We start from the raw sequence: 26,351 nt of genomic DNA on the forward strand, positions 1-26,351 counted from the left end.
ACTGTCTTTTTTTAAAAAGATGTGGTTCGTTAAAAGGAGGTCTTGGAAAATGGCTGAAACGCCCAATTCTCAAGTGAAAGAGATCAATATTAGCCAGGAAATGCGCTCGTCCTTTTTGGATTATGCGATGAGCGTCATTGTCGCTCGAGCATTGCCGGATGTCCGTGATGGTTTAAAGCCTGTTCATCGCCGGATTTTGTATGCGATGAACGATCTTGGCATGACAGCTGATAAAGCCTACAAAAAATCCGCCCGTATCGTCGGCGAAGTAATTGGTAAATATCATCCTCATGGAGATTCGGCAGTATATGACACGATGGTGCGGATGGCACAGGACTTTAACTATCGCTATATGCTGGTGGACGGACATGGAAACTTTGGATCTGTTGATGGAGACGCAGCGGCAGCCATGCGTTACACAGAAGCGCGCATGTCAAAGATTTCCATGGAATTATTAAGAGACATTAACAAGGACACGATTGATTACAAAGATAACTATGACGGCTCGGAAAAGGAACCGGCTGTTTTGCCTGCCAGATTCCCTAACCTGCTTGTCAACGGAACTTCGGGTATTGCTGTCGGGATGGCCACGAACATCCCTCCCCATCAGCTCGGGGAAGTCATAGACGCCATTATCGCACTCAGCAAAAATTCCGAAATCGGAATTGATGAACTGATGGAATACATTCCGGGACCTGACTTTCCGACAGCCGGAATCATCATGGGCAGAAGCGGCATTCGGCGCGCCTACGAAACTGGCAAAGGCTCGCTGGTAATCCGCGCCAAAGTAGAAATCGAGCAAAAGCCAAGCGGAAAGGAAACGATCATAGTTAGCGAGCTTCCTTACCAAGTCAATAAAGCGAAATTAATCGAAAAAATCGCTGAGATGGTTCGCGACAAACGGATTGACGGCATTACCGATTTACGGGATGAATCCGACCGCAGGGGCATGCGCATCGTCATTGAAGTCCGCAAAGATACGAATGCGAACGTGCTTTTAAATAATTTATACAAGCATACCGCCTTGCAGACAAGCTTTGGAATAAACTTATTAGCGCTCGTGGATGATCAGCCGAAAGTATTAAACTTGAAAGAATGCCTGTATCATTATTTAAATCATCAAAAGGTGATCATTCGCCGCAGAACAGAATTTGAACTGAAAAAAGCGGAAGCAAGAGCCCATATTCTAGAAGGACTCAGAATTGCTCTCGATCATATTGATGAGATTATCAGCCTGATCCGCGGCTCGCAAACTACAGAGATCGCCAGAAACGGGCTGATGGAGCAATTCGCCCTATCTGAAAAGCAGGCACAAGCTATTCTGGATATGCGCCTGCAGCGTTTGACCGGATTAGAAAGAGAAAAAATCGAAGAAGAATATCAAAATCTTTTAAAATTGATTGCTGAATTAAAGGCAATTTTGGCGGATGAAGAAAAAATATTGGAAATCATCCGTGAAGAGCTGCTGGAAATAAAAGCGCGCTTTAACGATGAGCGCCGAACTGAAATTTCGGATGTCGGTGTAGAAGGCATCATGGATGAAGACTTAATTCCGCAGGAGCAAATCGTAGTGACACTTACGCATAATGGCTACGTGAAGCGGCTGCCAGCCTCTACTTACCGCAGCCAAAAACGCGGGGGCCGCGGGATTCAAGGAATGGGCACAAATGAAGATGACTTTGTCGAGCATTTGCTGACTACTTCCACTCACGACACGATTTTGTTCTTTACAAACAAAGGGAAAGTATACCGGTTAAAAGGATATCAAATTCCTGAATTTAGCCGAACAGCGAAAGGCATCCCGCTCATTAATCTGCTGGAGGTAGAGAAAGATGAGTGGGTCAATACGATGATTCATGTAGAAAAGTTCGTGAAAGATGCATACCTGTTCTTTGCGACGAAATCCGGGATTGTCAAACGGACCATACTGACGGATTACGCCAATATTCGAACAAACGGCTTACGCGCCCTTAATTTGCGTGAAGATGATGAATTGATTTCTGTCCGCTTAACAGACGGCCATCAGCAAATTGTTATGGGTACGAGACAAGGGATGATGATCCGTTTTAAAGAAAGCGACGTGCGGGAAATGGGGCGTGTGTCAACCGGTGTGAAGGGGATTAAACTTGCCGAGGATGACGCGGTTGTGGGCATGGAGCTTCTTCAAGAAAACGACTACGTGCTGATTGTTACGGAGAACGGTTATGGCAAGCGCACACCGGGAAGCGAATACCGCATCCAAACAAGAGGAGGAAAAGGGCTGATCACATGCAATCTGACTGAGAAAAATGGTCCGCTCGTTGCCGTTAAAACAGTCACTGGCCAAGAGGACTTAATGCTGATCACGCTTGGCGGTGTGCTGATTCGCATGGATGTGAACGATATCTCCATCACCGGCCGCAATACACAAGGCGTCAAGCTTATTCGCCTCAATGACAATGAAACGGTCGCCACTGTGGCCAAGATTGAAAAGGAAGAACACGAAGAATCTTCTCAAGAAGAGGCGGAGCAGGAGGACCCGGCTGAGTAAAAAAAGCGGCTGAGCGCATCTTCACTGAAAAGCTTGCTTTTCAGTGAAGATACCGCCTTGGCTCTTTTTTTATTCCATAACCACTCACTTGTTTGTTAAAATAATGAGTAAAAAAGAGGGCAGGCCTTATGTATATTAAAATAGACGAATTGCAGGAAGGATACATCGTTCAAGAAGATGTAATGGGAAAAACATCGTGCCCGCTGATTTCCAAAGGCACGGTCCTGACTAATCGGCATATTCAGTTTTTAAAAGCCTTTTTAATTGATGAAATTGAAGTGGAAGGCGAAGGAGTGCCAGTGCTTCAGCTTTCAGGGGAAGAAAAGCATGCGGAGCCGCAAGAATTTAACACGGAACGGCCAGTTATTTCAAATGAAGAAGACTTCTTCGACCAATTCAATCAGAAAGAAAAACGATTGAAGAAAGAATTTCAAAAATGGCAATCCGGCATGGGGATAGAGATGCCCGCTGTCCGCCAAATGATCCTTCCTTTATTAGAGCAAGTATTAGCCAATCCAGACTTATGTATAAAGCTCCATAAATGCGGAAATGAAGCGTACGATTATCATCATCCGTTGGCAACCGCTTTATTAAGCGCGGGGATCGCCTCGCAGCTGCATTATGAAAAAGGCACGGTCATTCAAGCCGCTTTGGCAGGATTGTTAGCGGACTGTGGACTGGCAAAGCTTCATCCGCGCCTGTTAGCCAAACAAGAGTCAAAGGAGTTCAAGGCGCATCCTCTCTACAGCTATAACATGGTGAAAGAACTGAGTTTGCTGAAATCAGATGCAAAACTGGCTATCCTTCAGCATCATGAACGGTTGGATGGCTCCGGCTATCCTCGGGGCGACCGGGGCGACCAAGTAAATGCTCTTTCTCGAATCATAGCTGTAGCCGACACTTTTCATGCGATGACAGCCCAAACGACTGCCGACAAACGATACCCGGCGTTTAAAGCATTAGAAATGCTGAAAGAAGATTATTTTGGAAAGTTCGATTTAACAGCTGTTAAAGCGCTAACCGCTTTATTTACCAAAATATCTCCTGGGACGGAAGTGGAGCTTTCTAATGGACAGAGAGGGAGCATCCTATTTATGAAACAAAATCAGCCGACGAGACCGTTAGTGCAAATTCATGAAAATAGTACAATAGTCGATTTAGAAAAGAGACGAGACCTTTATATTAAAGAAGTGCGGTGAAAGCGGTCTGCCAAAAGACGAAACAAGCTTCTTTTGGCAGCCGTTCTGTAATTGGATAGACGAGCGGGAAGACCTGGTTGGCATTTATAAAGTGAGTCTTGAAACAATGGGGATTTTTTAATCCCTGCTGATAAAAAGAAGAACATGGGTTAACATCGCAATGTTTGTCACCTGCAGCGGACAGGACGGCATGAATCGGGCGTTTAAGTAGCGCAATTTCCCGCTTAGCCTTTTGTTTTTCCGCTTCCTTTCTGAAGAGAAAGCCTCACAGTAAATTATATAGAGATAAAAAATGAAAAATCTATTGACCTTAACTAATTATCATGGTATATTATAAAAGTCGCTTGAGAGCGACACAGATGGAACATTGAAAACTGAACAAAATAAACGTCAACGTTAATTCAATTTATTATTATGAGCTAAGCAAACAATCTTATCGGAGAGTTTGATCCTGGCTCAGGACGAACGCTGGCGGCGTGCCTAATACATGCAAGTCGAGCGGACTTAGCGGGAGCTTGCTCTCGCTTAAGTCAGCGGCGGACGGGTGAGTAACACGTGGGTAACCTGCCTGTAAGACGGGGATAACTCCGGGAAACCGGGGCTAATACCGGATGAGTTCTTTCTTCGCATGAAGGAAGATTGAAAGGCGGCTTCGGCTGTCGCTTACAGATGGACCCGCGGCGCATTAGCTAGTTGGTGAGGTAACGGCTCACCAAGGCGACGATGCGTAGCCGACCTGAGAGGGTGATCGGCCACACTGGGACTGAGACACGGCCCAGACTCCTACGGGAGGCAGCAGTAGGGAATCTTCCGCAATGGACGAAAGTCTGACGGAGCAACGCCGCGTGAGTGAAGAAGGTTTTCGGATCGTAAAGCTCTGTTGTCAGGGAAGAACAAGTGTCGGAGTAACTGCCGGCACCTTGACGGTACCTGACCAGAAAGCCACGGCTAACTACGTGCCAGCAGCCGCGGTAATACGTAGGTGGCAAGCGTTGTCCGGAATTATTGGGCGTAAAGCGCGCGCAGGCGGTCTTTTAAGTCTGATGTGAAAGCCCACGGCTCAACCGTGGAGGGTCATTGGAAACTGGAAGACTTGAGTGCAGAAGAGAAGAGCGGAATTCCACGTGTAGCGGTGAAATGCGTAGAGATGTGGAGGAACACCAGTGGCGAAGGCGGCTCTTTGGTCTGTAACTGACGCTGAGGCGCGAAAGCGTGGGGAGCGAACAGGATTAGATACCCTGGTAGTCCACGCCGTAAACGATGAGTGCTAAGTGTTGGAGGGTTTCCGCCCTTCAGTGCTGCAGCTAACGCATTAAGCACTCCGCCTGGGGAGTACGGCCGCAAGGCTGAAACTCAAAGGAATTGACGGGGGCCCGCACAAGCGGTGGAGCATGTGGTTTAATTCGAAGCAACGCGAAGAACCTTACCAGGTCTTGACATCCTCTGACCGCTCTGGAGACAGAGCTTTCCCCTTCGGGGGACAGAGTGACAGGTGGTGCATGGTTGTCGTCAGCTCGTGTCGTGAGATGTTGGGTTAAGTCCCGCAACGAGCGCAACCCTTGATCTTAGTTGCCAGCATTCAGTTGGGCACTCTAAGGTGACTGCCGGTGACAAACCGGAGGAAGGTGGGGATGACGTCAAATCATCATGCCCCTTATGACCTGGGCTACACACGTGCTACAATGGATGGTACAAAGGGCTGCAAGACCGCGAGGTTTAGCCAATCCCATAAAACCATTCTCAGTTCGGATTGCAGGCTGCAACTCGCCTGCATGAAGCCGGAATCGCTAGTAATCGCGGATCAGCATGCCGCGGTGAATACGTTCCCGGGCCTTGTACACACCGCCCGTCACACCACGAGAGTTTGCAACACCCGAAGTCGGTGGGGTAACCCTTACGGGAGCCAGCCGCCTAAGGTGGGGCAGATGATTGGGGTGAAGTCGTAACAAGGTAGCCGTATCGGAAGGTGCGGCTGGATCACCTCCTTTCTAAGGATAACGGAAAGTAAGAACGCTGTTCTTACTCCAACGAAACGTGACGTTTTATTTTGTTCAGTTTTGAAGGATGAATGCCTTCAAAAGATCAACATTGTTCTTTGAAAACTGGATAATATCGTATAAAGTAACCAAGCAATACCGAGTAATCGCCATTTTAGGTTAAGTTAGAAAGGGCGCACGGTGGATGCCTTGGCACTAGGAGCCGATGAAGGACGGGACTAACACCGATATGCTTCGGGGAGCTGTAAGTAAGCTTTGATCCGGAGATTTCCGAATGGGGAAACCCGCTGTTCGTAATGGAACAGCATCCCTGTCTGAATCCATAGGACAGGAGAAGGCACACCCGGGGAACTGAAACATCTCAGTACCTGGAGGAAGAGAAAGCAAACGCGATTCCCTGAGTAGCGGCGAGCGAAACGGGAACAGCCCAAACCAGAAGGCTTGCCTTCTGGGGTTGTAGGACACTCTATATGGAGTTACAAAAGAGCGGCATAAGCGAAGCGGTCTGGAAAGGCCCATCAGAGAAGGTAACAATCCTGTAGCTGAAATGCCTCTCTCTCCTGAGTGGATCCTGAGTACGGCGGAACACGTGAAATTCCGTCGGAATCCGGGAGGACCATCTCCCAAGGCTAAATACTCCCTAGTGACCGATAGTGAACCAGTACCGTGAGGGAAAGGTGAAAAGCACCCCGGAAGGGGAGTGAAAGAGATCCTGAAACCGTGTGCCTACAAGTAGTCAGAGCCCATTTATGGGTGATGGCGTGCCTTTTGTAGAATGAACCGGCGAGTTGCGATTTCATGCGAGGTTAAGCCGAGAAGGCGGAGCCGCAGCGAAAGCGAGTCTGAACAGGGCGAATGAGTATGAGGTCGCAGACCCGAAACCAGGTGATCTACCCATGTCCAGGGTGAAGGTAAGGTAACACTTACTGGAGGCCCGAACCCACGCACGTTGAAAAGTGCGGGGATGAGGTGTGGGTAGCGGTGAAATTCCAATCGAACCTGGAGATAGCTGGTTCTCTCCGAAATAGCTTTAGGGCTAGCCTCAAGGGAAGAGTCTTGGAGGTAGAGCACTGTTTGGACTAGGGGCCCCCATCGGGTTACCGAATTCAGACAAACTCCGAATGCCAAAGACTTATCCTTGGGAGTCAGACTGCGAGTGATAAGATCCGCAGTCAAGAGGGAAACAGCCCAGACCGCCAGCTAAGGTCCCCAAGTATACGTTAAGTGGAAAAGGATGTGGAGTTGCTTAGACAACCAGGATGTTGGCTTAGAAGCAGCCACCATTTAAAGAGTGCGTAATAGCTCACTGGTCGAGTGACTCTGCGCCGAAAATGTACCGGGGCTAAACGTATCACCGAAGCTGCGGATGGACACCAATCGGTGTCCGTGGTAGGAGAGCGTTCTAAGGGCGGAGAAGCCAGACCGGAAGGACTGGTGGAGCGCTTAGAAGTGAGAATGCCGGTATGAGTAGCGAAAGAAGGGTGAGAATCCCTTCCACCGAATGCCTAAGGTTTCCTGAGGAAGGCTCGTCCTCTCAGGGTTAGTCGGGACCTAAGCCGAGGCCGACAGGCGTAGGCGATGGAGAACAGGTTGATATTCCTGTACCACCTCTTTACCATTTGAGCAATGGGGGGACGCAGGAGGATAGGGCAAGCGCGCGGCTGGATATGCGCGTCCAAGCAGTTAGGCCGGTGACGAGGCAAATCCCGTCACCATACAGGCGGAGCTGTGACGGCGAGGGAAATAAAGTACCGAAGTTCCTGATTCCACACTGCCAAGAAAAGCCTCTAGCGAGGTAACAGGTGCCCGTACCGCAAACCGACACAGGTAGGCGAGGAGAGAATCCTAAGGTGAGCGAGTGAACTCTCGTTAAGGAACTCGGCAAAATGACCCCGTAACTTCGGGAGAAGGGGTGCTCTTTGAGGTGAATAGCCTCGAGGAGCCGCAGTGAATAGGCCCAGGCGACTGTTTAGCAAAAACACAGGTCTCTGCGAAGCCGTAAGGCGAAGTATAGGGGCTGACGCCTGCCCGGTGCTGGAAGGTTAAGGGGAGCGCTTAGCATTAGCGAAGGTGTGAACTGAAGCCCCAGTAAACGGCGGCCGTAACTATAACGGTCCTAAGGTAGCGAAATTCCTTGTCGGGTAAGTTCCGACCCGCACGAAAGGCGTAACGATCTGGGCACTGTCTCAACGAGAGACTCGGTGAAATTATAGTACCTGTGAAGATGCAGGTTACCCGCGACAGGACGGAAAGACCCCGTGGAGCTTTACTGCAGCCTGATATTGAATTTCGGCACAGCTTGTACAGGATAGGTAGGAGCCTTTGAAACCGGAGCGCCAGCTTCGGTGGAGGCGCTGGTGGGATACTACCCTGGCTGTGTTGAACTTCTAACCCGCACCCCTGATCGGGGTGGGAGACAGTGTCAGGCGGGCAGTTTGACTGGGGCGGTCGCCTCCTAAAAGGTAACGGAGGCGCCCAAAGGTTCCCTCAGAATGGTTGGAAATCATTCGCAGAGTGTAAAGGCACAAGGGAGCTTGACTGCGAGACCTACAAGTCGAGCAGGGACGAAAGTCGGGCTTAGTGATCCGGTGGTTCCGCATGGAAGGGCCATCGCTCAACGGATAAAAGCTACCCCGGGGATAACAGGCTTATCTCCCCCAAGAGTCCACATCGACGGGGAGGTTTGGCACCTCGATGTCGGCTCATCGCATCCTGGGGCTGTAGTCGGTCCCAAGGGTTGGGCTGTTCGCCCATTAAAGCGGTACGCGAGCTGGGTTCAGAACGTCGTGAGACAGTTCGGTCCCTATCCGTCGCGGGCGCAGGAAATTTGAGAGGAGCTGTCCTTAGTACGAGAGGACCGGGATGGACGCACCGCTGGTGTACCAGTTGTCTTGCCAAAGGCATCGCTGGGTAGCTATGTGCGGACGGGATAAGTGCTGAAAGCATCTAAGCATGAAGCCCCCCTCAAGATGAGATTTCCCATAGCGCAAGCTAGTAAGATCCCTGAAAGATGATCAGGTAGATAGGTTCGAGGTAGAAGCGTGGCGACACGTGAAGCTGACGAATACTAATCGATCGAGGACTTAACCAAAGAAAAGCGGAAGGCGCTCGTCCAGCGGCGACAAGCACAAGATCAGCTGACTGCAAGGTTGTTTTTGAACCTTGAAGACAGATGAGCTTGTGACCTCGAGCCGCTAGCGCCTGCAGCTAGACAAAACGAAAAGCGGAAGGCGCTCGTCCAGCGGCGACAAGCACAAGATCAGCTGACTGCAAGGTTGTTTTTGAACCTTGAAGACAGATGAGCTTGTGACCTCGAGCCGCTAGCGCCTGCAGCTAGACAAAACGAAAAGCGGAAGGCACTCATTCAGCGCCTTCTGCTGGACAGCACAAACAAACAATGGCACGGTTTGCCGGTTACTGAAACATATTATCCAGTTTTGAAAGAACAATTCTTTCAAACTTTATACAGTCTGGTGGCGATAGCGAAGAGGTCACACCCGTTCCCATCCCGAACACGGAAGTTAAGCTCTTCAGCGCCGATGGTAGTTGGGGGGTTCCCCTGTGAGAGTAGGACGCTGCCAGGCAAGCGAGAAAAAGAACAGCGAAAGCTGTTCTTTTTTTATTCCGCATTGACATGCCCGATCTGTTGAATCTGTACGATGAAGGGTTAAGGATGATGAATCATTGATAGTTCTCCCTATTATTGGTATTATCTTGTTGAGAAAAAATATTCGCAAGAGAGCATTAGGGGGATAAAAGCATGGCGAGAGAGGTGCAGTTGGATCATGAAAATGTGATTTTAAAGCTGAATGGAACAACCGTGCTTTTGGCCTTAAAGCTCAGCTTAAACATACCTTATAGCACGATTAAAAGGGTGTATGTTGATGATTTTAAGGCCTCCCAATGGGCGCTTCGGATGCCTGGAACCACCATCTCTCCTCTAATTATACGAATGAATGGTATTTTCTTTCAACGTACCTATGGTAATATTCGAATTGGATGGTCATGAAAAGCACAATTATGTGGTTTTTGAGATAGATAATCCTACAAATATTGCCGCAGACATTCGCAAGCGTCTTCGAGAACAGGATAGTGAATGATTGGTTGGCAAAAGATAAAACAAATTTTAATCTCCCTCCGCAGGTCGGAAAGAACTCTCCCGCTTCTAACTGAGAAAGATGCCAGCTGTATTTTGCAATTCAGGACTACATAGTTTTGCGGCGGGGAGTCCACTAGATTTTCAAAAGGATAATTAGCTGTAAATGAAGGAGGCGTTTCAATGAACTCGCTCTATGATATTTGTGTGAAAAAAGCAAACGGTGAAACGATCTCTCTCTCCGCTTACAAAGAAAACGTATTACTTATCGTCAATACGGCGAGCAAGTGCGGATTCACTCCTCAATTTCAAGAGCTTCAAAAGCTTTATGAGAAATATCAGGAAAAGGGATTTGTGGTGCTCGGATTTCCGTGCGGCCAATTTATGAATCAAGAGCTTGCGGAAAACAAAGAGATCATCGAATTTTGTCAAATGAACTATGGTGTCACGTTTCCGATGTTTGCAAAAGTAAAGGTTAAAGGCAGCGGAGCCAGCCCGTTGTTTAATTATTTAACAAAGCAGCAGCCAGGCCTTATTACCCCAAGTATTAAATGGAATTTCACCAAGTTTTTGATAGACCGGAACGGACAGGTAATAGCTCGCTATGCGCCCCAGACTCCCCCTTTCAAAATCGAAAAAGATATTCAAAAATTATGGTAAGTAAGCCAGCGCTTCCTCCGTTTAGAAGCGTGTTTATGCTTGCTCTGTTTTTAACACTTCTGCAATTAATAAAGCAGACTTTTGAATACAAAGGGATAAAAATTGTTTAATAAAAGGAAATTCTTCCCCGGGTGTCATCTTTATTAATTCATACCACCATTCTGTTTCATAGCGGGCGATCATGCTTAAATTGTAAAGTAAAGCATAATAAATCATTAGTTCTGGAAAGAAAGCTTCGTTTGTTTTGCAGCGGGAAAAATACCATTGCTGCTCAAATAAATGACATCGGCAGGGAGCAATGGCCCGTTTAGGCGGCATTTGCAATAATAAATAGTTTGGCTGAGTTGAAACAATCCGCAATTGCTCGTTTGTTTTTTCTTTTAAATAGTTGGCTAGACGGTTTCCAGTCATTTTATAGTCGTCTAAAATTTGATGAGGCAAATAATATACGGAAGGCTTACTTGCTTTTAAAGGAAGTAAAGGCGAAGAACCGAAATGGCTAATAAAAAGGTGATATAATTCTGGGAGCTGCACTAAAAGGGCTCTCATATTTAATTTTGTTCCTTCTGCATGTTTCACGTGAAACAATTTCTCGCTAAAATGAGTGAAGAGCCCCTTTCGTTGAACTTTGACATCATCCTCAAAAAAATGGTAATTTTGTTTTTTTCGTTTTCGGGAAGACAGTCCGTGAGCGAGGACATGAACGCTCGAAGGATAGTAAGGGTCAACCGTTAGCAGACAAGCTTTGATTAAATGGCTCAGTCCGTAAAAAGCCAGAACGGGCTGTATGGCGAGAGCCGTTTGCTGAGCCTGTTTAAAAAATAATTCCCCATGTTCGAGATAATACATAAAGCGGTAGCAGTTATCATAAGCGGCTTGATCTGCATGATCTATGTTTAAAGCACTGTAGCGGGCAAGCAAAAAGGCTCGAGATTTTGACGCGCTTTGATAAGTTAACAGCGGGTCTTTGGGCAAAGGAAAATGATCAAACATAACAACCTCCGAATTTTCTAAAAAATCAAACATATATACGGCATCTTGACAGTATTATACCCAATTGATAACCTACTAATAATATTTTCGACCAGGAGGCTTAAAATATGTGGGAAAATAAATTTTCAAAAGAGGGCTTAACTTTTGATGATGTCCTATTAGTACCTGCTAGATCCGAAGTTCTTCCAAAAGACGTAAGCTTGCAAACAACCTTGACAGCTACACTTAAATTAAACATTCCGATCATCAGCGCCGGCATGGACACCGTTACGGAAGCGGAAATGGCCATCGGCATGGCGCGCCAAGGCGGGCTTGGAATTATTCATAAGAATATGAGCATTGAACAGCAAGCTGAGCAAGTGGACAAAGTCAAGCGCTCCGAAAGCGGCGTGATCACGGATCCATTCTTCTTAACGCCCGATCATCAAGTATTTGATGCGGAGCATTTAATGGGCAAATACCGCATCTCCGGGGTTCCGATTGTAAACAACGAAGAGGAACGTAAGCTTGTAGGGATTTTAACAAACCGGGATTTGCGTTTCATTCAAGATTACTCCATCCTTATTAAGGATGTCATGACGCGGGAAAATCTTGTAACAGCTCCAGTCGGAACAACACTAGAAGAAGCGGAAAAAATTCTTCAAAAGTATAAAATTGAAAAGCTTCCACTGGTTGATAATCAAGGTGTGCTTCAAGGCTTAATCACCATTAAAGATATTGAGAAGGTGATTGAATTTCCTAATTCCGCTAAAGACAGCCAAGGTAGGCTATTAGTGGGGGCTGCTGTAGGCGTAACGAAAGACATGATGAAGCGTGTGGAAATGCTCGTAAAAGCAAACGTAGATGTGATTGTGGTCGATACTGCACACGGTCATTCCCGCGGTGTTATTGATACGGTTAAAGAAATTAGAGCGGCTTACCCTAAGCTGAATATTATCGCTGGCAACGTAGCAACAGCGGAAGCCACAAAAGCACTGTATGAGGCTGGAGCGGACATTGTTAAAGTCGGAATTGGACCTGGTTCTATTTGTACCACTCGTGTAGTAGCGGGCGTCGGTGTGCCGCAAATTACGGCCATTTATGATTGCGCTACGGAAGCCCGCAAGCATGGAAAAGCGATCATTGCGGATGGAGGTATTAAATACTCTGGTGACGTCGTGAAGGCTCTCGCTGCTGGCGGACATGCTGTGATGCTCGGCAGCTTGCTGGCAGGAACAACAGAAAGTCCTGGAGAGACAGAAATTTACCAAGGCAGACGCTTTAAGGTTTACCGCGGAATGGGTTCCGTTGGCGCCATGGAAAAAGGCTCAAAGGATCGTTATTTCCAAGAAGATGCTAAGAAGTTTGTTCCGGAAGGTATCGAGGGACGCATTCCATACAAAGGACCGATTGCGGATACCTTGTATCAATTAGTCGGCGGTCTGCGTTCAGGCATGGGATATTGCGGAACGAAGGATATAACGGAACTTCGTGAAAAAGCGCAGTTCATCCGCATGACGGGTGCTGGTTTGAGAGAAAGTCACCCGCATGATGTGCAAATTACGAAGGAAGCACCTAACTATTCATTGTAAGGAAACGGATAAAGGCTGGATAAGAAAAGACCTCTTTTCTTATCCAGCCTTTTTTACTTACAAATCCCTCCAAAAAATTGGAATCAGCTAGTCCCATTCTCGTCTATATTTATAAAACTTAGTTATGATACAATAACGAAAGTGGGATAGAGATGGAGGGTTTGTGATGAGAAAAAAAGTGAAAAAAAAATACGGTATGATCATGCTCAGCCTGCTTTTAATTGCTGGTTTATGGCTGCCGGCCTCTAGTGTGCAGGCAGCTGAAACGATGAAAGTGAATGCGGGTGCAGCCATTTTGATCGATGCCGACAGCGGTCAAGTATTATTCGAGCAAAACGCTGATAAAATGCTTGGCATTGCCAGTATGACGAAAATGATGACAGAGTATTTGCTGCTGGAAGCAGTGAAGGAGAAGAAAGTATCTTGGGATCAAGAATATACGGTATCTGACTATGCTTATAAAATTTCTCAAGATAACAGCTTGTCGAATGTTCCGCTTCAGTTAGGTAAAAAGTATAATATTCGGGAATTATACGAAGCGATGGCGATTTATTCGGCGAACGCAGCTGCGATCGGCATCGCCGAGACGGTTGCCGGTTCAGAAGAAGAGTTTGTGAAATTAATGAACCGAAAAGCGAAAGAGCTCGGTTTAAAAGACTACAAATTTGTCAATGCTTCCGGACTTAGCAACAGTGATCTAAAAGGCATGCATCCGAAGTCGGGCACGCCAAAGGATGAGAATATTTTGTCTGCGCGGGCAACGGCTAAGCTCGCGTATGAGCTGTTAGAAGATTATCCGGAGGTATTGGAGACGAGCAGCATTCCATCCAAAACTTTCCGGGAAGGTACAGAAATGAAGAATTGGAATTGGATGCTTCCTTCTCTTGTGTTTGGATACAAAGGGATGACTGGACTAAAAACGGGGACAACTGATTTCGCCGGTTCTTGTTTTACCGGGACAGCAGAGCGTGACGGCCGGAAGTTGATCTCTGTCGTGATGAACGCAAAGGACGCCGGCGGCAAAAGCAGTCACACCGCCCGTTTTACTGAAACGAAAAAACTGCTTGATTATGGATTCAACCAGTTTGAACAAAAGGAAGTCTTTAAGAAGGGTTACCAAGTCAAGGGACAGAAAACAGTAAAAGTGAGCAAAGGCAAAGAAAAAGAAGTCGCTGTCCGCGCGCAAAGCCCTTATAAGATATATGTCAAGAAGGGAGAAAACCCGAACTTTAAAACTGTTTTTGAACCGAAAAATTCGTCTTTTAATAAAGATAAAGAAATTGAAGCACCCGTAAAAAAAGGGGAAGTGGTTGGTTTTATATCGGTGAGCATGAAAGGCGGTTCACCTGTTAAATACGTCACCTCCGAGGAAGAAAAGCAAGCAAAAGTACCGGTTGTAACAACAGAAAAAGTGGAAAAAGCCAATTGGTTTGTCCAATCTATGAGAGCGGTCGGCGGTTTCTTTGCTAATGTGTGGCACAGCATCGTGGATATCGTAACTGGTTGGTTTTAATGAAAAATCACCTTCTGATCTTGACAGAAGGTGATTTTTCGTGTTTATTAATATTTAAGCAAAAAATAAAATGTTTAGATTAATGAGAATTTTCATTGCAGTGAACCGTTTTATTTTTATAAGGAATACATATTAAGAAGAAGGCAGGGGGAATATAACATGAACACAGGTACAGAGCGTGTAAAACGCGGAATGGCAGAAATGCAAAAGGGCGGCGTTATCATGGATGTCGTCAACGCTGAGCAAGCGAAAATAGCGGAACAAGCGGGCGCTGTGGCGGTCATGGCGCTTGAGAGAGTCCCTTCTGATATCCGCGCTGCTGGCGGGGTTGCCCGCATGGCTGATCCGCGCATTATCGAAGAGGTGATGAACGCGGTAACCATTCCGGTCATGGCTAAAGCGCGAATTGGTCACATCGTAGAAGCTCGTGTCTTAGAAGCGATGGGAGTGGACTATATCGATGAGAGCGAAGTGCTGACACCGGCAGATGAAGAGTTTCATTTGCTGAAAAGTGAATTTACCGTTCCGTTTGTATGCGGATGCCGTGATCTTGGTGAAGCAGCCCGCCGCATCGGAGAAGGTGCTTCAATGCTAAGAACAAAAGGTGAACCGGGCACGGGAAATATTGTGGAAGCTGTTCGCCACATGCGTAAAGTGAATGCGCAGGTACGCAAAGTCGTTCATATGAACGAGGACGAACTGATGACAGAAGCAAAAGTGCTGGGTGCTCCGTTTGACGTTCTTCTGCAAATTAAAAAGGAAGGACGTCTTCCGGTTGTAAACTTCGCTGCAGGCGGAGTAGCAACTCCAGCGGATGCGGCGCTAATGATGCAGCTTGGCGCGGACGGTGTGTTCGTCGGATCAGGCATTTTTAAATCGGAAAACCCGGCTAAATTTGCACGGGCTATTGTCGAAGCAACTACGCACTATCAGGACTATCCATTAATTGCTGAGCTCTCCAAAGATCTCGGCACAGCCATGAAAGGTCTTGAAATTTCTGCGCTTGCACCAGAACAGCGCATGCAAGACCGCGGCTGGTAAGAAAAGGAGCGACCCAAATGATCAGAATCGGAGTGCTAGGTCTGCAAGGAGCGGTTCGTGAGCATGTGCGATCGATTGAAGCATCTGATGCGGAAGCGGTCGTTATAAAAAAAGCTGAACAGTTAAATGAAGTAGACGGCTTGATTCTTCCGGGCGGAGAAAGCACTACGATGCGCCGGCTGGCTGATTTATACGGATTTATGGAGCCGCTTCGAGAATTTGGCCGCCAAGGAAAGCCGATGTTCGGCACTTGCGCAGGGCTGATTATGCTGGCTAAGGAAATCGTCGGCTATGATGAGCCGCATGTTGGCTTAATGGACATTACGGTGGAGCGGAACTCCTTCGGGCGCCAGAAGGAAAGCTTCGAAGCTGAGCTGGCTATCAAAGGAATCGCGGAAACTTACACAGCAGTATTTATACGGGCGCCGCATATCGTCTCCGTGGGACCGGAAACAGAAGTTTTGGCTGAGTGTGATGGCAGAATCGTAGCGGCTAAAGACCGAAACTTCTTAGGCTGCTCTTTTCACCCGGAATTGACCGATGACCACCGCATCACCCGTTATTTCACAGAAATGGTGAAACAATCTAAAGGTGTGGGCATATGAGACAGCGAGTATGAAAGTCTTCCCTGTTTCGTGCCCGCTTATGGATTCTAAAAAAGAAGTCCCGCTATGGGATGAACTGATTTTTGAACCGGCACTTGCAGCCCGCACATGAATATAGTACATTGTAAGAGTCAACGTTATAAGGAAATCGATGAGAGGAAGCAGTAGCAAGTTTGTCCGTTCTTCAGAGAGCCGGTGGTTGGTGGAAACCGGTGAAAGGCGCTTGTGAATCCGTCCTCGAGTGAAATGCTGAATAAGTGAAAGTAGGCATTTACGGCAGAAACCGTTATTTTTTCGAGTGGAGAGCACTATGCTTTCAACTAGGGTGGCAGCGCGGGTATAACTCGTCCCTTTTAGAGGGACGGGTTTTTTTATTGAAAAAATAAAAGGAGGAGTACAAAATGTTAGATATTAAGTATTTACGCACGCATTTTGAAGAGGTAAAGCAGCGCTTGCAGCATCGCGGTGAAGATTTATCCGCATTTGATCATTTTGAGAAGCTGGACAAAAGACGCCGGGAGCTGCTGACACAAGCGGAAGAGCTGAAAAGCAAGCGTAACAGCGTATCTCAGCAGGTGGCGCAATTAAAGCGCGAAAAGCAAAATGCCGATGAATTAATCAAGGAGATGCGAGTGGTCGGTGACCGCATTAAAGAGCTTGATGGCGAGCTTAAACAGGTGGAAGGCGATTTGGATGCCTTGCTGCTGACGATTCCGAATATTCCTCATGAAAGCGTTCCGGTTGGCGAAACGGAAGATGACAATGTGGAAGTTCGTAAGTGGGGAACGGTGCCACAATTTGATTTTGAGGCGAAGCCGCACTGGGATGTAGCGGATGAATTGGATATCCTTGATTTCGAACGCGCCGGAAAAGTGACTGGAAGCCGCTTTGTTTTTTATAAAGGAATGGGAGCGAAGCTTGAGCGAGCCTTAATCAGCTTTATGCTTGATCTGCATTCAGAGGAGCATGGATATGAAGAAATGCTGCCTCCGTATATGGTAAATCGGGCAAGCATGACGGGGACAGGACAGCTTCCGAAGTTTGAAGAAGATGCTTTTTTAATTGAAGAAGAAGATTATTTCTTAATCCCTACCGCAGAAGTGCCTGTTACGAACTACCATCGTGATGAAATTTTGGATGCTGAACAGCTTCCGCTAGCTTACGCAGCATACAGCGCATGTTTCCGCTCAGAAGCTGGGTCAGCCGGCCGCGATACACGGGGATTGATTCGCCTGCACCAGTTTAATAAGGTGGAGCTTGTCCGCTTTGTGAAACCGGAAGATTCTTATCAAGAACTTGAAAAGCTGACCGGACATGCGGAGAAGGTGCTGCAATTGTTGGGACTGCCGTATCGGGTGATGAGTATGTGCACCGGAGATCTTGGTTTCACAGCTGCTAAAAAATATGATATTGAAGTTTGGCTCCCAAGCTACGGCACCTATCGGGAAATTTCCTCTTGCAGCAACTTCGAGGATTTCCAGGCGCGCCGGTCAAATATTCGTTTTCGCCGGGAGAAAAAAGGCAAGCCGGAACATGTTCATACATTGAATGGATCCGGATTAGCCATCGGCCGGACAGTGGCTGCTATTTTGGAGAATTATCAGCAGGAGGACGGCAGCGTTATAATTCCAGAGGTGCTGAGACCTTATATAGGCGGAAAAGAAAAGATTTCAAAATGATTAAAAAGGAGAGAGATTTTTCTCTCCTTTTTAATGAAACAATCTTGACAGAATAATGTGCATTGTGATAAATTAATTTTTGTCGATACGGAGGAATACCCAAGTCTGGCTGAAGGGATCGGTCTTGAAAACCGACAGGCGGGTCAAACCGCGCGGGGGTTCGAATCCCCCTTCCTCCTCCATTTTTGATTTAACAAGCGCATATAAATTGGAGATTACAAATCCGTTGCTTTCGGGCAGCGGATTTTTTCTGTCTGCGCTGCTGCAAGATGCTGACAGACTTCTCTTTAAGAAGAAAGGGGAAGTAAAGGTCCAAGTGAGAAATCATCACGCCGTTTTAATCCCCGATCCGTTCGGGCCTTGACAAGGGCGCTGCAGCGTTTTCTTTTCTGCAGCGGACGTGAAAGGAAACCTTGCTGTTTGGAGGTTTACCTTCATCATCGGGAGGAAGGTCTTTCATAAATTCTGCGCGTTTTGAAGGAGAGGTTTGCTTTTGAGTGAATTTTGAACTTGCAGACAGCAAAAGGGAATCATCCTTCTGGATCGCTTTCTATAAATCTTTCAATTGTTTCTGTTTGCGCATTGAGAATATTCCTCATCATATGCAGGGCGTATTGATTCTCCTTTTCGGTTTCGGAAGCAATTCCGTCTTCAGGAATATATAGCTGATACTCGCGCATATAGGCATCGTTAGCTGTGAAAAATACGCAAATATTCCCTGCTATACCGGTTATAATTAGGGTATCAGCTCCCAATTCATTAAGCAGTGTATGCAAGCCAGTGCCGTAAAAAGCGGAGTGCTTTGGTTTGATTAAGAAATAATCTTCTTGAGCCGGTTTCAATTGTTGTATAATATAGGCGCTGCGCTCATTTTGAGTGTATTCAATAATTTCCTCTAAGTCGGCTTTCCAAATACCGTAGTGATCATTGACATAAATAATGGGAATTCCCTTCCGCCGGCAAAAACTCTTTAATTTAATAAGAGAAGGACAAATAGCTGCTGTATGCCGAGCTAACAGATCTCCTTTTGGAAAGTTAAAATCATTGATAAAATCAATCATTAATAAGGCGTATCGATTCTTTCTTTTTTTCATTTTGTGAAAGCCTCCTTGGTCAGTATCTTTTATCCCGCATGTAAGCTGCCTTTATCTCCCTCTTTCAGAATGGAGACGGGAAGCAAAAGCCTAAGCAGGAGATCACGCCAGCTATAGGCCTGATCCGCTCAGGCCTGCACGATGCAGGTGACAAAGGCGCCGCAGCGGGATGTTTTGCGATGGCAGCCTTCAGCAGCGGAGATGAATGAAAACCCTGCTGTTTAAAGGTTCATATTATTTTTACCCGCAATTTCATTAAAGGAGCATGAAATGTGATAAAAAACGATGAATTTTATATGCGCCTCGCTCTGGCGGAGGCGAGAAAAGCAGGTGAATTAGGTGAAGTGCCGATTGGCGCAGTAATAGTCTATGAAGGAGAAGTGATTTCTTCAGCCTTCAATTTGAGGGAGACAACTCAAAAGGCGGCTGCGCATGCTGAAATGCTGGCGATTGAACAGGCCTGTGAGAAGTTAGGGACGTGGAGGCTTGAAAAGGCGGAGCTCTATGTTACGTTAGAACCGTGTCCTATGTGCAGCGGCGCCATTATTTTATCCCGGGTGGCGCGCGTGGTTTACGGAGCGAAAGACCCAAAAGCCGGCTGTGCCGGTACGCTGATGAACTTGCTTGAAGACAGCCGCTTTAATCATCAGAGCCAAGTGGTATCCGGCGTGCTGGCACAAGAATGCGGCCAAATATTAACAGACTTTTTTCGAGAGTTGAGAAGGCGGAAGAAAGCGGAAAAGAAAGCGTAGGAGCCGCAAGAAAATGACTAGAGGTTGCTTTTTAATATCAAAGGTTGTATAATATGATCTGTGTCAGATTTAATCATCAGACACAATTTCATAGTGGTATCAATTTTGCCGTGCTAGGTGGGGAGGTAGCGGTGCCCTGCACCCACAATCCGCTCTAGTGGGACTGAATCCCTTCCCGAGGCTGCCATACTGTAGGGTCTGCCTTAAGTAAGTGGTGTTGACATCCGGGTCCTGCGCAATGGGAACCCATGAACCATGTCAGGTCCGGAAGGAAGCAGCATTAAGTGGACTCTCTCATGTGCCGCGGGGCAGCCTGGATCGAGCTAACTGCTTAAGTAACGCTTATGGTTGGCTGTCGACGGAAGGTGCACGGCAGTTATATACTAATGACGAATGCTCATCCGTTTGGATGAGTTTTTTTGTGTTTGCTTTGTAAAAGTAATTTTTAATAAGGTATAATACAAATAAACATCAATGCGACAAAAAGGAGGGGGAAAATGAGTTATCAGGCATTATATCGCGTGTGGCGGCCGCAAAACTTTATGGATGTAGTCGGCCAGGAGCACGTCACCAAAACATTGCAAAATGCCCTCCTTCAACAAAAAATTTCGCATGCTTATTTGTTTTCTGGTCCCAGGGGAACAGGGAAAACGAGCGCTGCAAAAATCTTGGCAAAAGCCGTTAACTGTGAGCTGGCTCCGACAGCAGAGCCCTGCAATCAATGCCCAGCTTGCCAGGGCATAACGGATGGCTCGATTCAAGATGTGATTGAAATTGACGCGGCTTCCAATAACGGTGTGGACGAAATCAGGGACATTCGTGATAAAGTGAAGTATGCACCGAGTGCAGTCAAATATAAGGTATACATCATTGACGAGGTTCATATGCTTTCGATCGGAGCATTTAACGCCCTCTTGAAGACGCTTGAGGAACCCCCGCAGCACGTTCTGTTTATATTAGCTACAACAGAACCACACAAGATCCCGCTCACTATCATTTCCAGATGTCAGCGTTTTGACTTCAAACGAATCACGTCAAAAGCCATTGTGGGAAGAATGAAACAAATCGTTGATGAAAGCGGATTGTCTTATGAAGAGAAAGTGCTGCCGATTATTGCCCGAGCGGCGGAAGGAGGCATGCGTGATGCGCTCAGCCTGCTTGATCAAGCCATTTCATACAGCCGCGATGAGCTGACGGAAGAAGACGCGCTCACGGTTACAGGAGCTGTCGGCCAAGAGCTGCTTAATCAGCTGGGGAAAGCCGTTCTTGACAAAAATGCGGCAAAAGCGCTTGCCATTCTTGACCAGCTGCTTATGCAAGGGAAGGATCCCAGCAGGTTCGCGGAGGATTTCGTTTTATATTTTCGAGATATGCTGCTTTACAAAACAGCGCCTCAGCTTGAGGAATCACTGGAGCGGGTGCTGGTGGATGAAGAGTTTGCTCGTTTAGCTGAGAATATGGAATTAGAACAAATTTACAAACACATCCATATTTTAAATCAGACACAGCAAGAGATGAGGTTCTCTAATCACGCGCGCATTTATTTAGAAGTGGCATTAGTGAAGCTTTGCCAAGCTGAAGCGCCGGTGCAAGCGGCGCATCTTCCAAATATTGAACCGCTGATGGAGAGAATACAAGCGCTTGAAAAAGAGGTGCAGAAGCTTCGAAGCCAGCCGGCTCAGGCAGTGAATAAAGCTGCGGATGCTGCTCCTTCTTCCAGACGAAGCAAGCGGTCTAGCAGAGACTTCAAGGCGCCGGTTGCCAAAATCGAAAAGGTGCTGGCTGAAGCAACCAAGCAGGACATCCAACTCATTAAAAGTCGATGGGGGGATATGCTGCAAGAGTTTCATGAGCGGCAAATGCGGTCACAAGCCGCTTTATTAAATGATGCGGAGCCGGTAGCTGCTTCCGCTGATGCCTTCGTGTTAAAATTTAAATACGAGATACATTGTCAGATGGCTACTGATAATCAGCTGTTTATGGAATCCATCGCTTCCGCTATTCAGCGGCTGACGGGGAACCTGTATCAGCCCATCGGCGTTCCGGAAGATGATTGGCGATCCATCAGACAGCATTTTATTCAGTCGCACAAGACGGATTTTCAGGATCAGCCGGAACAGCCGGAACAGCGGGAAGAGGATCTAGTTGTTTCTGAAGCAGTGAAGCTTGTCGGGGAAGATCTGATCGAAATTAAAGATTAATTATTTGGAGGATGAAAAGATGCGTGGAATGGGAAATATGCAGAACATGATGAAGCAAATGCAAAAGATGCAAAAGAAAATGGCGGAGGCGCAAGAGCAGCTGGCAGCCAAGCAATTTGAGGGAACAGCCGGCGGCGGTATGGTGACCGTTGTAATGTCCGGTCAAAAACAAGTGCTTGACGTGCAAATTAACGAAGAGGTGGTTGATCCCGAGGACGTGGAAATGCTGCAAGATTTGGTTCTTGCGGCAACGAATGACGCCCTGAAAAAGGTGGATGAAGAAACCAACTCAACGATGGGCCAATTTACCAAAGGAATGAACCTTCCTTTCTAGGAGGTGTATAACAGATGTACTATCCTGAACCGATCACAAAGCTGATTGACAGTTTTATGAAGTTGCCAGGCATCGGGCCTAAAACAGCGGCTCGTCTGGCCTTTTTTGTTCTTGATATGAAAGAAGAAGATGTGCTGGATTTCGCTAAGTCCCTAGTGAATGCAAAGCGGGATCTGGGCTATTGCTCCGTCTGCGGCCATATCACCGATCAGGATCCGTGCTCCATTTGCGAGGATGAGCGCCGCGACCGCAGTGTGATTTGTGTAGTGCAAGATACGAAGGATGTCATCGCTATGGAGAAAATGAAAGAATACAACGGTCTCTATCATGTCCTTCAAGGGGCGATTTCTCCAATGGAAGGGATTGGCCCGGAAGATATTAATGTGCCTGATCTATTAAAAAGACTTCAGGATGAAACCATTCATGAAGTGATTCTTGCGACCAACCCTAATATTGAAGGGGAAGCAACAGCTATGTACATTTCGCGTCTGCTCAAGCCGACTGGCATTCGTGTGACGCGCATCGCCCATGGTCTGCCTGTCGGCGGCGATCTCGAATACGCAGATGAAGTCACCTTGTCTAAGGCGTTAGAAGGCAGAAGAGAAGTATAGGAAGGAGATCGTCATGTTTTTTCGCAAAAGAAACAAGCTGAAGGCTGAATGCGATGAACGGTTAATACAGCTTCTTGAACATACAAGACAAGAATGGTTTCAGCATAGAGAACTTCTGCGGCTTAGCTTTGATCATAACGAAGAGTTGGCAGCTCAAACGAAAATACGGGAAGCCAAGTATTTCTTTTTATTCCGGGAAGTGAAGAAGAGAAATATCAGCATAAAAAACTAACAGCCCCATATTCTATTAGTAAAGGACAAACTTTATTTTTAGAATGGGAGAGGAAACGGTTGTATATTTTGGCTGGTCTTGTCGTCTTCATTCTATGTGTCGGTCTATTAGCAAGCCTGTCTTCACCGATTAGGCCGGTAAAGCTTGTGAGCATGTTTTTGATGAAAGCAGTCATCGGCGCTTTTTTTCTTTTTTTGCTGAATTCGTTTAGCGGCGAATACGGTTTGCACGTGCCTATTAATTTATTCACCTCTGCCGTAGCGGGAATTCTCGGCATAGCCGGTGTAATTGCGCTGGCGGCCATTCAATTATGGATTATTTGATCAAAGCAGCCTGAGCAGTTTCAGGCTGCTTTGATTCTTTTATCCGCATGTCAAGCGCACTTTAATCAAGTAAAAAATAAAAAAGCATTGACTGCTCCGTGAAGGGTTGGTATATTAGATAACGTTGTTGCTGAAAAGAAGTCAGCTAGTACACTGTTAAAAAAGTTGTTGACTTTGATTTAACAACATGTTAAGATAATAAAGTCGCTTGAGAGCGATACAGATGGAACATTGAAAACTGAACAAAATAAACGTCAACGTTAATTCAATTTATTATTATGAGCTAAGCAAACAATCTTATCGGAGAGTTTGATCCTGGCTCAGGACGAACGCTGGCGGCGTGCCTAATACATGCAAGTCGAGCGGACTTAGCGGGAGCTTGCTCCTGCTTGAGTCAGCGGCGGACGGGTGAGTAACACGTGGGTAACCTGCCTGTAAGACGGGGATAACTCCGGGAAACCGGGGCTAATACCGGATAAGTTCTTTCTTCGCATGAAGGAAGATTGAAAGGCGGCTTCGGCTGTCGCTTACAGATGGACCCGCGGCGCATTAGCTAGTTGGTGAGGTAACGGCTCACCAAGGCGACGATGCGTAGCCGACCTGAGAGGGTGATCGGCCACACTGGGACTGAGACACGGCCCAGACTCCTACGGGAGGCAGCAGTAGGGAATCTTCCGCAATGGACGAAAGTCTGACGGAGCAACGCCGCGTGAGTGAAGAAGGTTTTCGGATCGTAAAGCTCTGTTGTCAGGGAAGAACAAGTGTCGGAGTAACTGCCGGCACCTTGACGGTACCTGACCAGAAAGCCACGGCTAACTACGTGCCAGCAGCCGCGGTAATACGTAGGTGGCAAGCGTTGTCCGGAATTATTGGGCGTAAAGCGCGCGCAGGCGGTCTTTTAAGTCTGATGTGAAAGCCCACGGCTCAACCGTGGAGGGTCATTGGAAACTGGAAGACTTGAGTGCAGAAGAGAAGAGCGGAATTCCACGTGTAGCGGTGAAATGCGTAGAGATGTGGAGGAACACCAGTGGCGAAGGCGGCTCTTTGGTCTGTAACTGACGCTGAGGCGCGAAAGCGTGGGGAGCGAACAGGATTAGATACCCTGGTAGTCCACGCCGTAAACGATGAGTGCTAAGTGTTGGAGGGTTTCCGCCCTTCAGTGCTGCAGCTAACGCATTAAGCACTCCGCCTGGGGAGTACGGCCGCAAGGCTGAAACTCAAAGGAATTGACGGGGGCCCGCACAAGCGGTGGAGCATGTGGTTTAATTCGAAGCAACGCGAAGAACCTTACCAGGTCTTGACATCCTCTGACCGCTCTGGAGACAGAGCTTTCCCCTTCGGGGGACAGAGTGACAGGTGGTGCATGGTTGTCGTCAGCTCGTGTCGTGAGATGTTGGGTTAAGTCCCGCAACGAGCGCAACCCTTGATCTTAGTTGCCAGCATTCAGTTGGGCACTCTAAGGTGACTGCCGGTGACAAACCGGAGGAAGGTGGGGATGACGTCAAATCATCATGCCCCTTATGACCTGGGCTACACACGTGCTACAATGGATGGTACAAAGGGCTGCAAGACCGCGAGGTTTAGCCAATCCCATAAAACCATTCTCAGTTCGGATTGCAGGCTGCAACTCGCCTGCATGAAGCCGGAATCGCTAGTAATCGCGGATCAGCATGCCGCGGTGAATACGTTCCCGGGCCTTGTACACACCGCCCGTCACACCACGAGAGTTTGCAACACCCGAAGTCGGTGGGGTAACCCTTACGGGAGCCAGCCGCCTAAGGTGGGGCAGATGATTGGGGTGAAGTCGTAACAAGGTAGCCGTATCGGAAGGTGCGGCTGGATCACCTCCTTTCTAAGGATAACGGAAAGTAAGAACGCTGTTCTTACTCCAACGAAACGTGACGTTTTATTTTGTTCAGTTTTGAAGGATGAATGCCTTCAAAAGATCAACATTGTTCTTTGAAAACTGGATAATATCGTATAAAGTAACCAAGCAATACCGAGTAATCGCCATTTTAGGTTAAGTTAGAAAGGGCGCACGGTGGATGCCTTGGCACTAGGAGCCGATGAAGGACGGGACTAACACCGATATGCTTCGGGGAGCTGTAAGTAAGCTTTGATCCGGAGATTTCCGAATGGGGAAACCCGCTGTTCGTAATGGAACAGCATCCCTGTCTGAATCCATAGGACAGGAGAAGGCACACCCGGGGAACTGAAACATCTCAGTACCTGGAGGAAGAGAAAGCAAACGCGATTCCCTGAGTAGCGGCGAGCGAAACGGGAACAGCCCAAACCAGAAGGCTTGCCTTCTGGGGTTGTAGGACACTCTATATGGAGTTACAAAAGAGCGGCATAAGCGAAGCGGTCTGGAAAGGCCCATCAGAGAAGGTAACAATCCTGTAGCTGAAATGCCTCTCTCTCCTGAGTGGATCCTGAGTACGGCGGAACACGTGAAATTCCGTCGGAATCCGGGAGGACCATCTCCCAAGGCTAAATACTCCCTAGTGACCGATAGTGAACCAGTACCGTGAGGGAAAGGTGAAAAGCACCCCGGAAGGGGAGTGAAAGAGATCCTGAAACCGTGTGCCTACAAGTAGTCAGAGCCCATTTATGGGTGATGGCGTGCCTTTTGTAGAATGAACCGGCGAGTTGCGATTTCATGCGAGGTTAAGCCGAGAAGGCGGAGCCGCAGCGAAAGCGAGTCTGAACAGGGCGAATGAGTATGAGGTCGCAGACCCGAAACCAGGTGATCTACCCATGTCCAGGGTGAAGGTAAGGTAACACTTACTGGAGGCCCGAACCCACGCACGTTGAAAAGTGCGGGGATGAGGTGTGGGTAGCGGTGAAATTCCAATCGAACCTGGAGATAGCTGGTTCTCTCCGAAATAGCTTTAGGGCTAGCCTCAAGGGAAGAGTCTTG

General features: G+C 47.4%; 16 protein-coding genes, 1 tRNA gene, 5 rRNA genes, 1 other RNA gene, 1 pseudogene and 1 other annotated feature (1 of these 25 cut by a window edge). Of the genes and pseudogenes, 22 read left to right on the forward strand and 2 right to left on the reverse strand.

Annotation, left to right across the window (positions count from 1 at the left end):
• Positions 1-49 precede the first annotated feature (49 nt).
• The 7 genes and pseudogenes from gyrA (at position 50) to CEF20_RS15255 (ending at position 10,482) form a co-directional block, all read left to right on the forward strand.
• On the forward strand, positions 50-2,530 hold the full coding sequence (gene gyrA / locus CEF20_RS15225; protein ID WP_100332698.1) for a DNA gyrase subunit A: 2,481 nt from the start codon (positions 50-52) through the stop codon (positions 2,528-2,530).
• 128 nt (positions 2,531-2,658) lie between these two features.
• Positions 2,659-3,729, forward strand: a complete 1,071-nt coding sequence (locus CEF20_RS15230) for an HD-GYP domain-containing protein (protein WP_100332699.1) — start codon at positions 2,659-2,661, stop codon at positions 3,727-3,729.
• A 433-nt stretch (positions 3,730-4,162) separates the two neighbouring features.
• Positions 4,163-5,717 (forward strand): 16S ribosomal RNA (locus CEF20_RS15235).
• A 166-nt stretch (positions 5,718-5,883) separates the two neighbouring features.
• Positions 5,884-8,817: ribosomal RNA gene (locus CEF20_RS15240) — 23S ribosomal RNA — on the forward strand.
• Positions 8,818-9,195: 378 nt separating this feature from the next.
• A 5S ribosomal RNA gene (rrf, locus tag CEF20_RS15245) occupies positions 9,196-9,310 on the forward strand.
• Together the 16S, 23S and 5S rRNA genes form the textbook arrangement of a ribosomal RNA operon.
• A gap of 176 nt (positions 9,311-9,486) precedes the next feature.
• Positions 9,487-9,826 (forward strand): annotated as a pseudogene (locus tag CEF20_RS15250) (hypothetical protein).
• Between the two features lie 179 nt (positions 9,827-10,005).
• Positions 10,006-10,482 carry a glutathione peroxidase gene (locus tag CEF20_RS15255; protein WP_100332700.1) on the forward strand — a complete coding sequence of 159 codons (477 nt, stop codon included), beginning with the start codon at positions 10,006-10,008 and terminating at the stop codon, positions 10,480-10,482.
• A gap of 33 nt (positions 10,483-10,515) precedes the next feature.
• On the opposite strand, the gene CEF20_RS15260 is transcribed toward CEF20_RS15255, so the two are convergent.
• Positions 10,516-11,475, reverse strand: coding sequence for a YaaC family protein (locus CEF20_RS15260; protein WP_157796315.1), 960 nt, complete (start codon positions 11,473-11,475; stop codon positions 10,516-10,518).
• Between the two features lie 107 nt (positions 11,476-11,582).
• Here CEF20_RS15260 and guaB point away from each other — a divergent pair, with 107 nt between their 5' ends.
• The 6 genes from guaB to CEF20_RS15290 all read left to right on the forward strand — a co-directional run bounded on the left by guaB (position 11,583) and on the right by CEF20_RS15290 (position 18,066).
• Complete coding sequence (guaB, locus tag CEF20_RS15265) at positions 11,583-13,046, forward strand: IMP dehydrogenase (RefSeq protein WP_100332702.1); 1,464 nt, start codon at positions 11,583-11,585, stop codon at positions 13,044-13,046.
• Between the two features lie 163 nt (positions 13,047-13,209).
• Positions 13,210-14,559 carry a serine hydrolase gene (locus CEF20_RS15270; protein WP_408607822.1) on the forward strand — a complete coding sequence of 450 codons (1,350 nt, stop codon included), beginning with the start codon at positions 13,210-13,212 and terminating at the stop codon, positions 14,557-14,559.
• A gap of 159 nt (positions 14,560-14,718) precedes the next feature.
• Complete coding sequence (gene pdxS, locus CEF20_RS15275) at positions 14,719-15,600, forward strand: pyridoxal 5'-phosphate synthase lyase subunit PdxS (protein WP_100332704.1); 882 nt, start codon at positions 14,719-14,721, stop codon at positions 15,598-15,600.
• Between the two features lie 17 nt (positions 15,601-15,617).
• On the forward strand, positions 15,618-16,205 hold the full coding sequence (gene pdxT, locus CEF20_RS15280) for a pyridoxal 5'-phosphate synthase glutaminase subunit PdxT (RefSeq protein ID WP_100332705.1): 588 nt from the start codon (positions 15,618-15,620) through the stop codon (positions 16,203-16,205).
• A gap of 142 nt (positions 16,206-16,347) precedes the next feature.
• Positions 16,348-16,560 (forward strand) — a binding site (T-box leader).
• Positions 16,561-16,606: 46 nt separating this feature from the next.
• The gene (gene serS, locus CEF20_RS15285; protein ID WP_100332706.1) at positions 16,607-17,884 is read left to right on the forward strand and encodes a serine--tRNA ligase; all 1,278 of its coding nucleotides are present in this window, start codon (positions 16,607-16,609) and stop codon (positions 17,882-17,884) included.
• 89 nt (positions 17,885-17,973) lie between these two features.
• A tRNA-Ser gene (locus CEF20_RS15290) sits at positions 17,974-18,066 on the forward strand.
• A gap of 348 nt (positions 18,067-18,414) precedes the next feature.
• Here the strand turns inward: CEF20_RS15290 and CEF20_RS15295 are convergent.
• Positions 18,415-18,978: a cysteine hydrolase family protein gene (locus tag CEF20_RS15295; protein ID WP_100332707.1), complete on the reverse strand. Its 564-nt coding sequence runs from the start codon at positions 18,976-18,978 to the stop codon at positions 18,415-18,417.
• 275 nt (positions 18,979-19,253) lie between these two features.
• On the opposite strand from CEF20_RS15295, the gene tadA reads away from it, so the two are divergent.
• The 9 genes from tadA to CEF20_RS15340 all read left to right on the forward strand — a co-directional run.
• Positions 19,254-19,730, forward strand: coding sequence for a tRNA adenosine(34) deaminase TadA (gene tadA / locus CEF20_RS15300; protein WP_408607830.1), 477 nt, complete (start codon positions 19,254-19,256; stop codon positions 19,728-19,730).
• Between the two features lie 108 nt (positions 19,731-19,838).
• Positions 19,839-20,103: signal recognition particle sRNA large type (gene ffs / locus CEF20_RS15305), an RNA gene on the forward strand.
• Positions 20,104-20,227: 124 nt separating this feature from the next.
• Positions 20,228-21,931 carry a DNA polymerase III subunit gamma/tau gene (dnaX, locus tag CEF20_RS15310; protein WP_100332709.1) on the forward strand — a complete coding sequence of 568 codons (1,704 nt, stop codon included), beginning with the start codon at positions 20,228-20,230 and terminating at the stop codon, positions 21,929-21,931.
• A gap of 19 nt (positions 21,932-21,950) precedes the next feature.
• Positions 21,951-22,265 carry a YbaB/EbfC family nucleoid-associated protein gene (locus tag CEF20_RS15315; protein WP_100332710.1) on the forward strand — a complete coding sequence of 105 codons (315 nt, stop codon included), beginning with the start codon at positions 21,951-21,953 and terminating at the stop codon, positions 22,263-22,265.
• Between the two features lie 14 nt (positions 22,266-22,279).
• The gene (gene recR / locus CEF20_RS15320; RefSeq protein ID WP_100332711.1) at positions 22,280-22,876 is read left to right on the forward strand and encodes a recombination mediator RecR; all 597 of its coding nucleotides are present in this window, start codon (positions 22,280-22,282) and stop codon (positions 22,874-22,876) included.
• 13 nt (positions 22,877-22,889) lie between these two features.
• Positions 22,890-23,108 (forward strand): YaaL family protein, encoded by a 219-nt coding sequence (locus CEF20_RS15325; RefSeq protein WP_100332712.1) that lies wholly within the window; start codon positions 22,890-22,892, stop codon positions 23,106-23,108.
• Positions 23,109-23,167: 59 nt separating this feature from the next.
• Positions 23,168-23,431: a pro-sigmaK processing inhibitor BofA family protein gene (locus tag CEF20_RS15330; RefSeq protein WP_232713565.1), complete on the forward strand. Its 264-nt coding sequence runs from the start codon at positions 23,168-23,170 to the stop codon at positions 23,429-23,431.
• Positions 23,432-23,728: 297 nt separating this feature from the next.
• Positions 23,729-25,283: ribosomal RNA gene (locus CEF20_RS15335) — 16S ribosomal RNA — on the forward strand.
• A gap of 166 nt (positions 25,284-25,449) precedes the next feature.
• Positions 25,450-26,351: ribosomal RNA gene (locus CEF20_RS15340) — 23S ribosomal RNA — on the forward strand; it runs 2,032 nt beyond the window's last position.

It is taken from the genome of Bacillus xiapuensis (assembly GCF_002797355.1).
GTDB lineage: Bacteria > Bacillota > Bacilli > Bacillales > Domibacillaceae > Bacillus_CE > Bacillus_CE xiapuensis.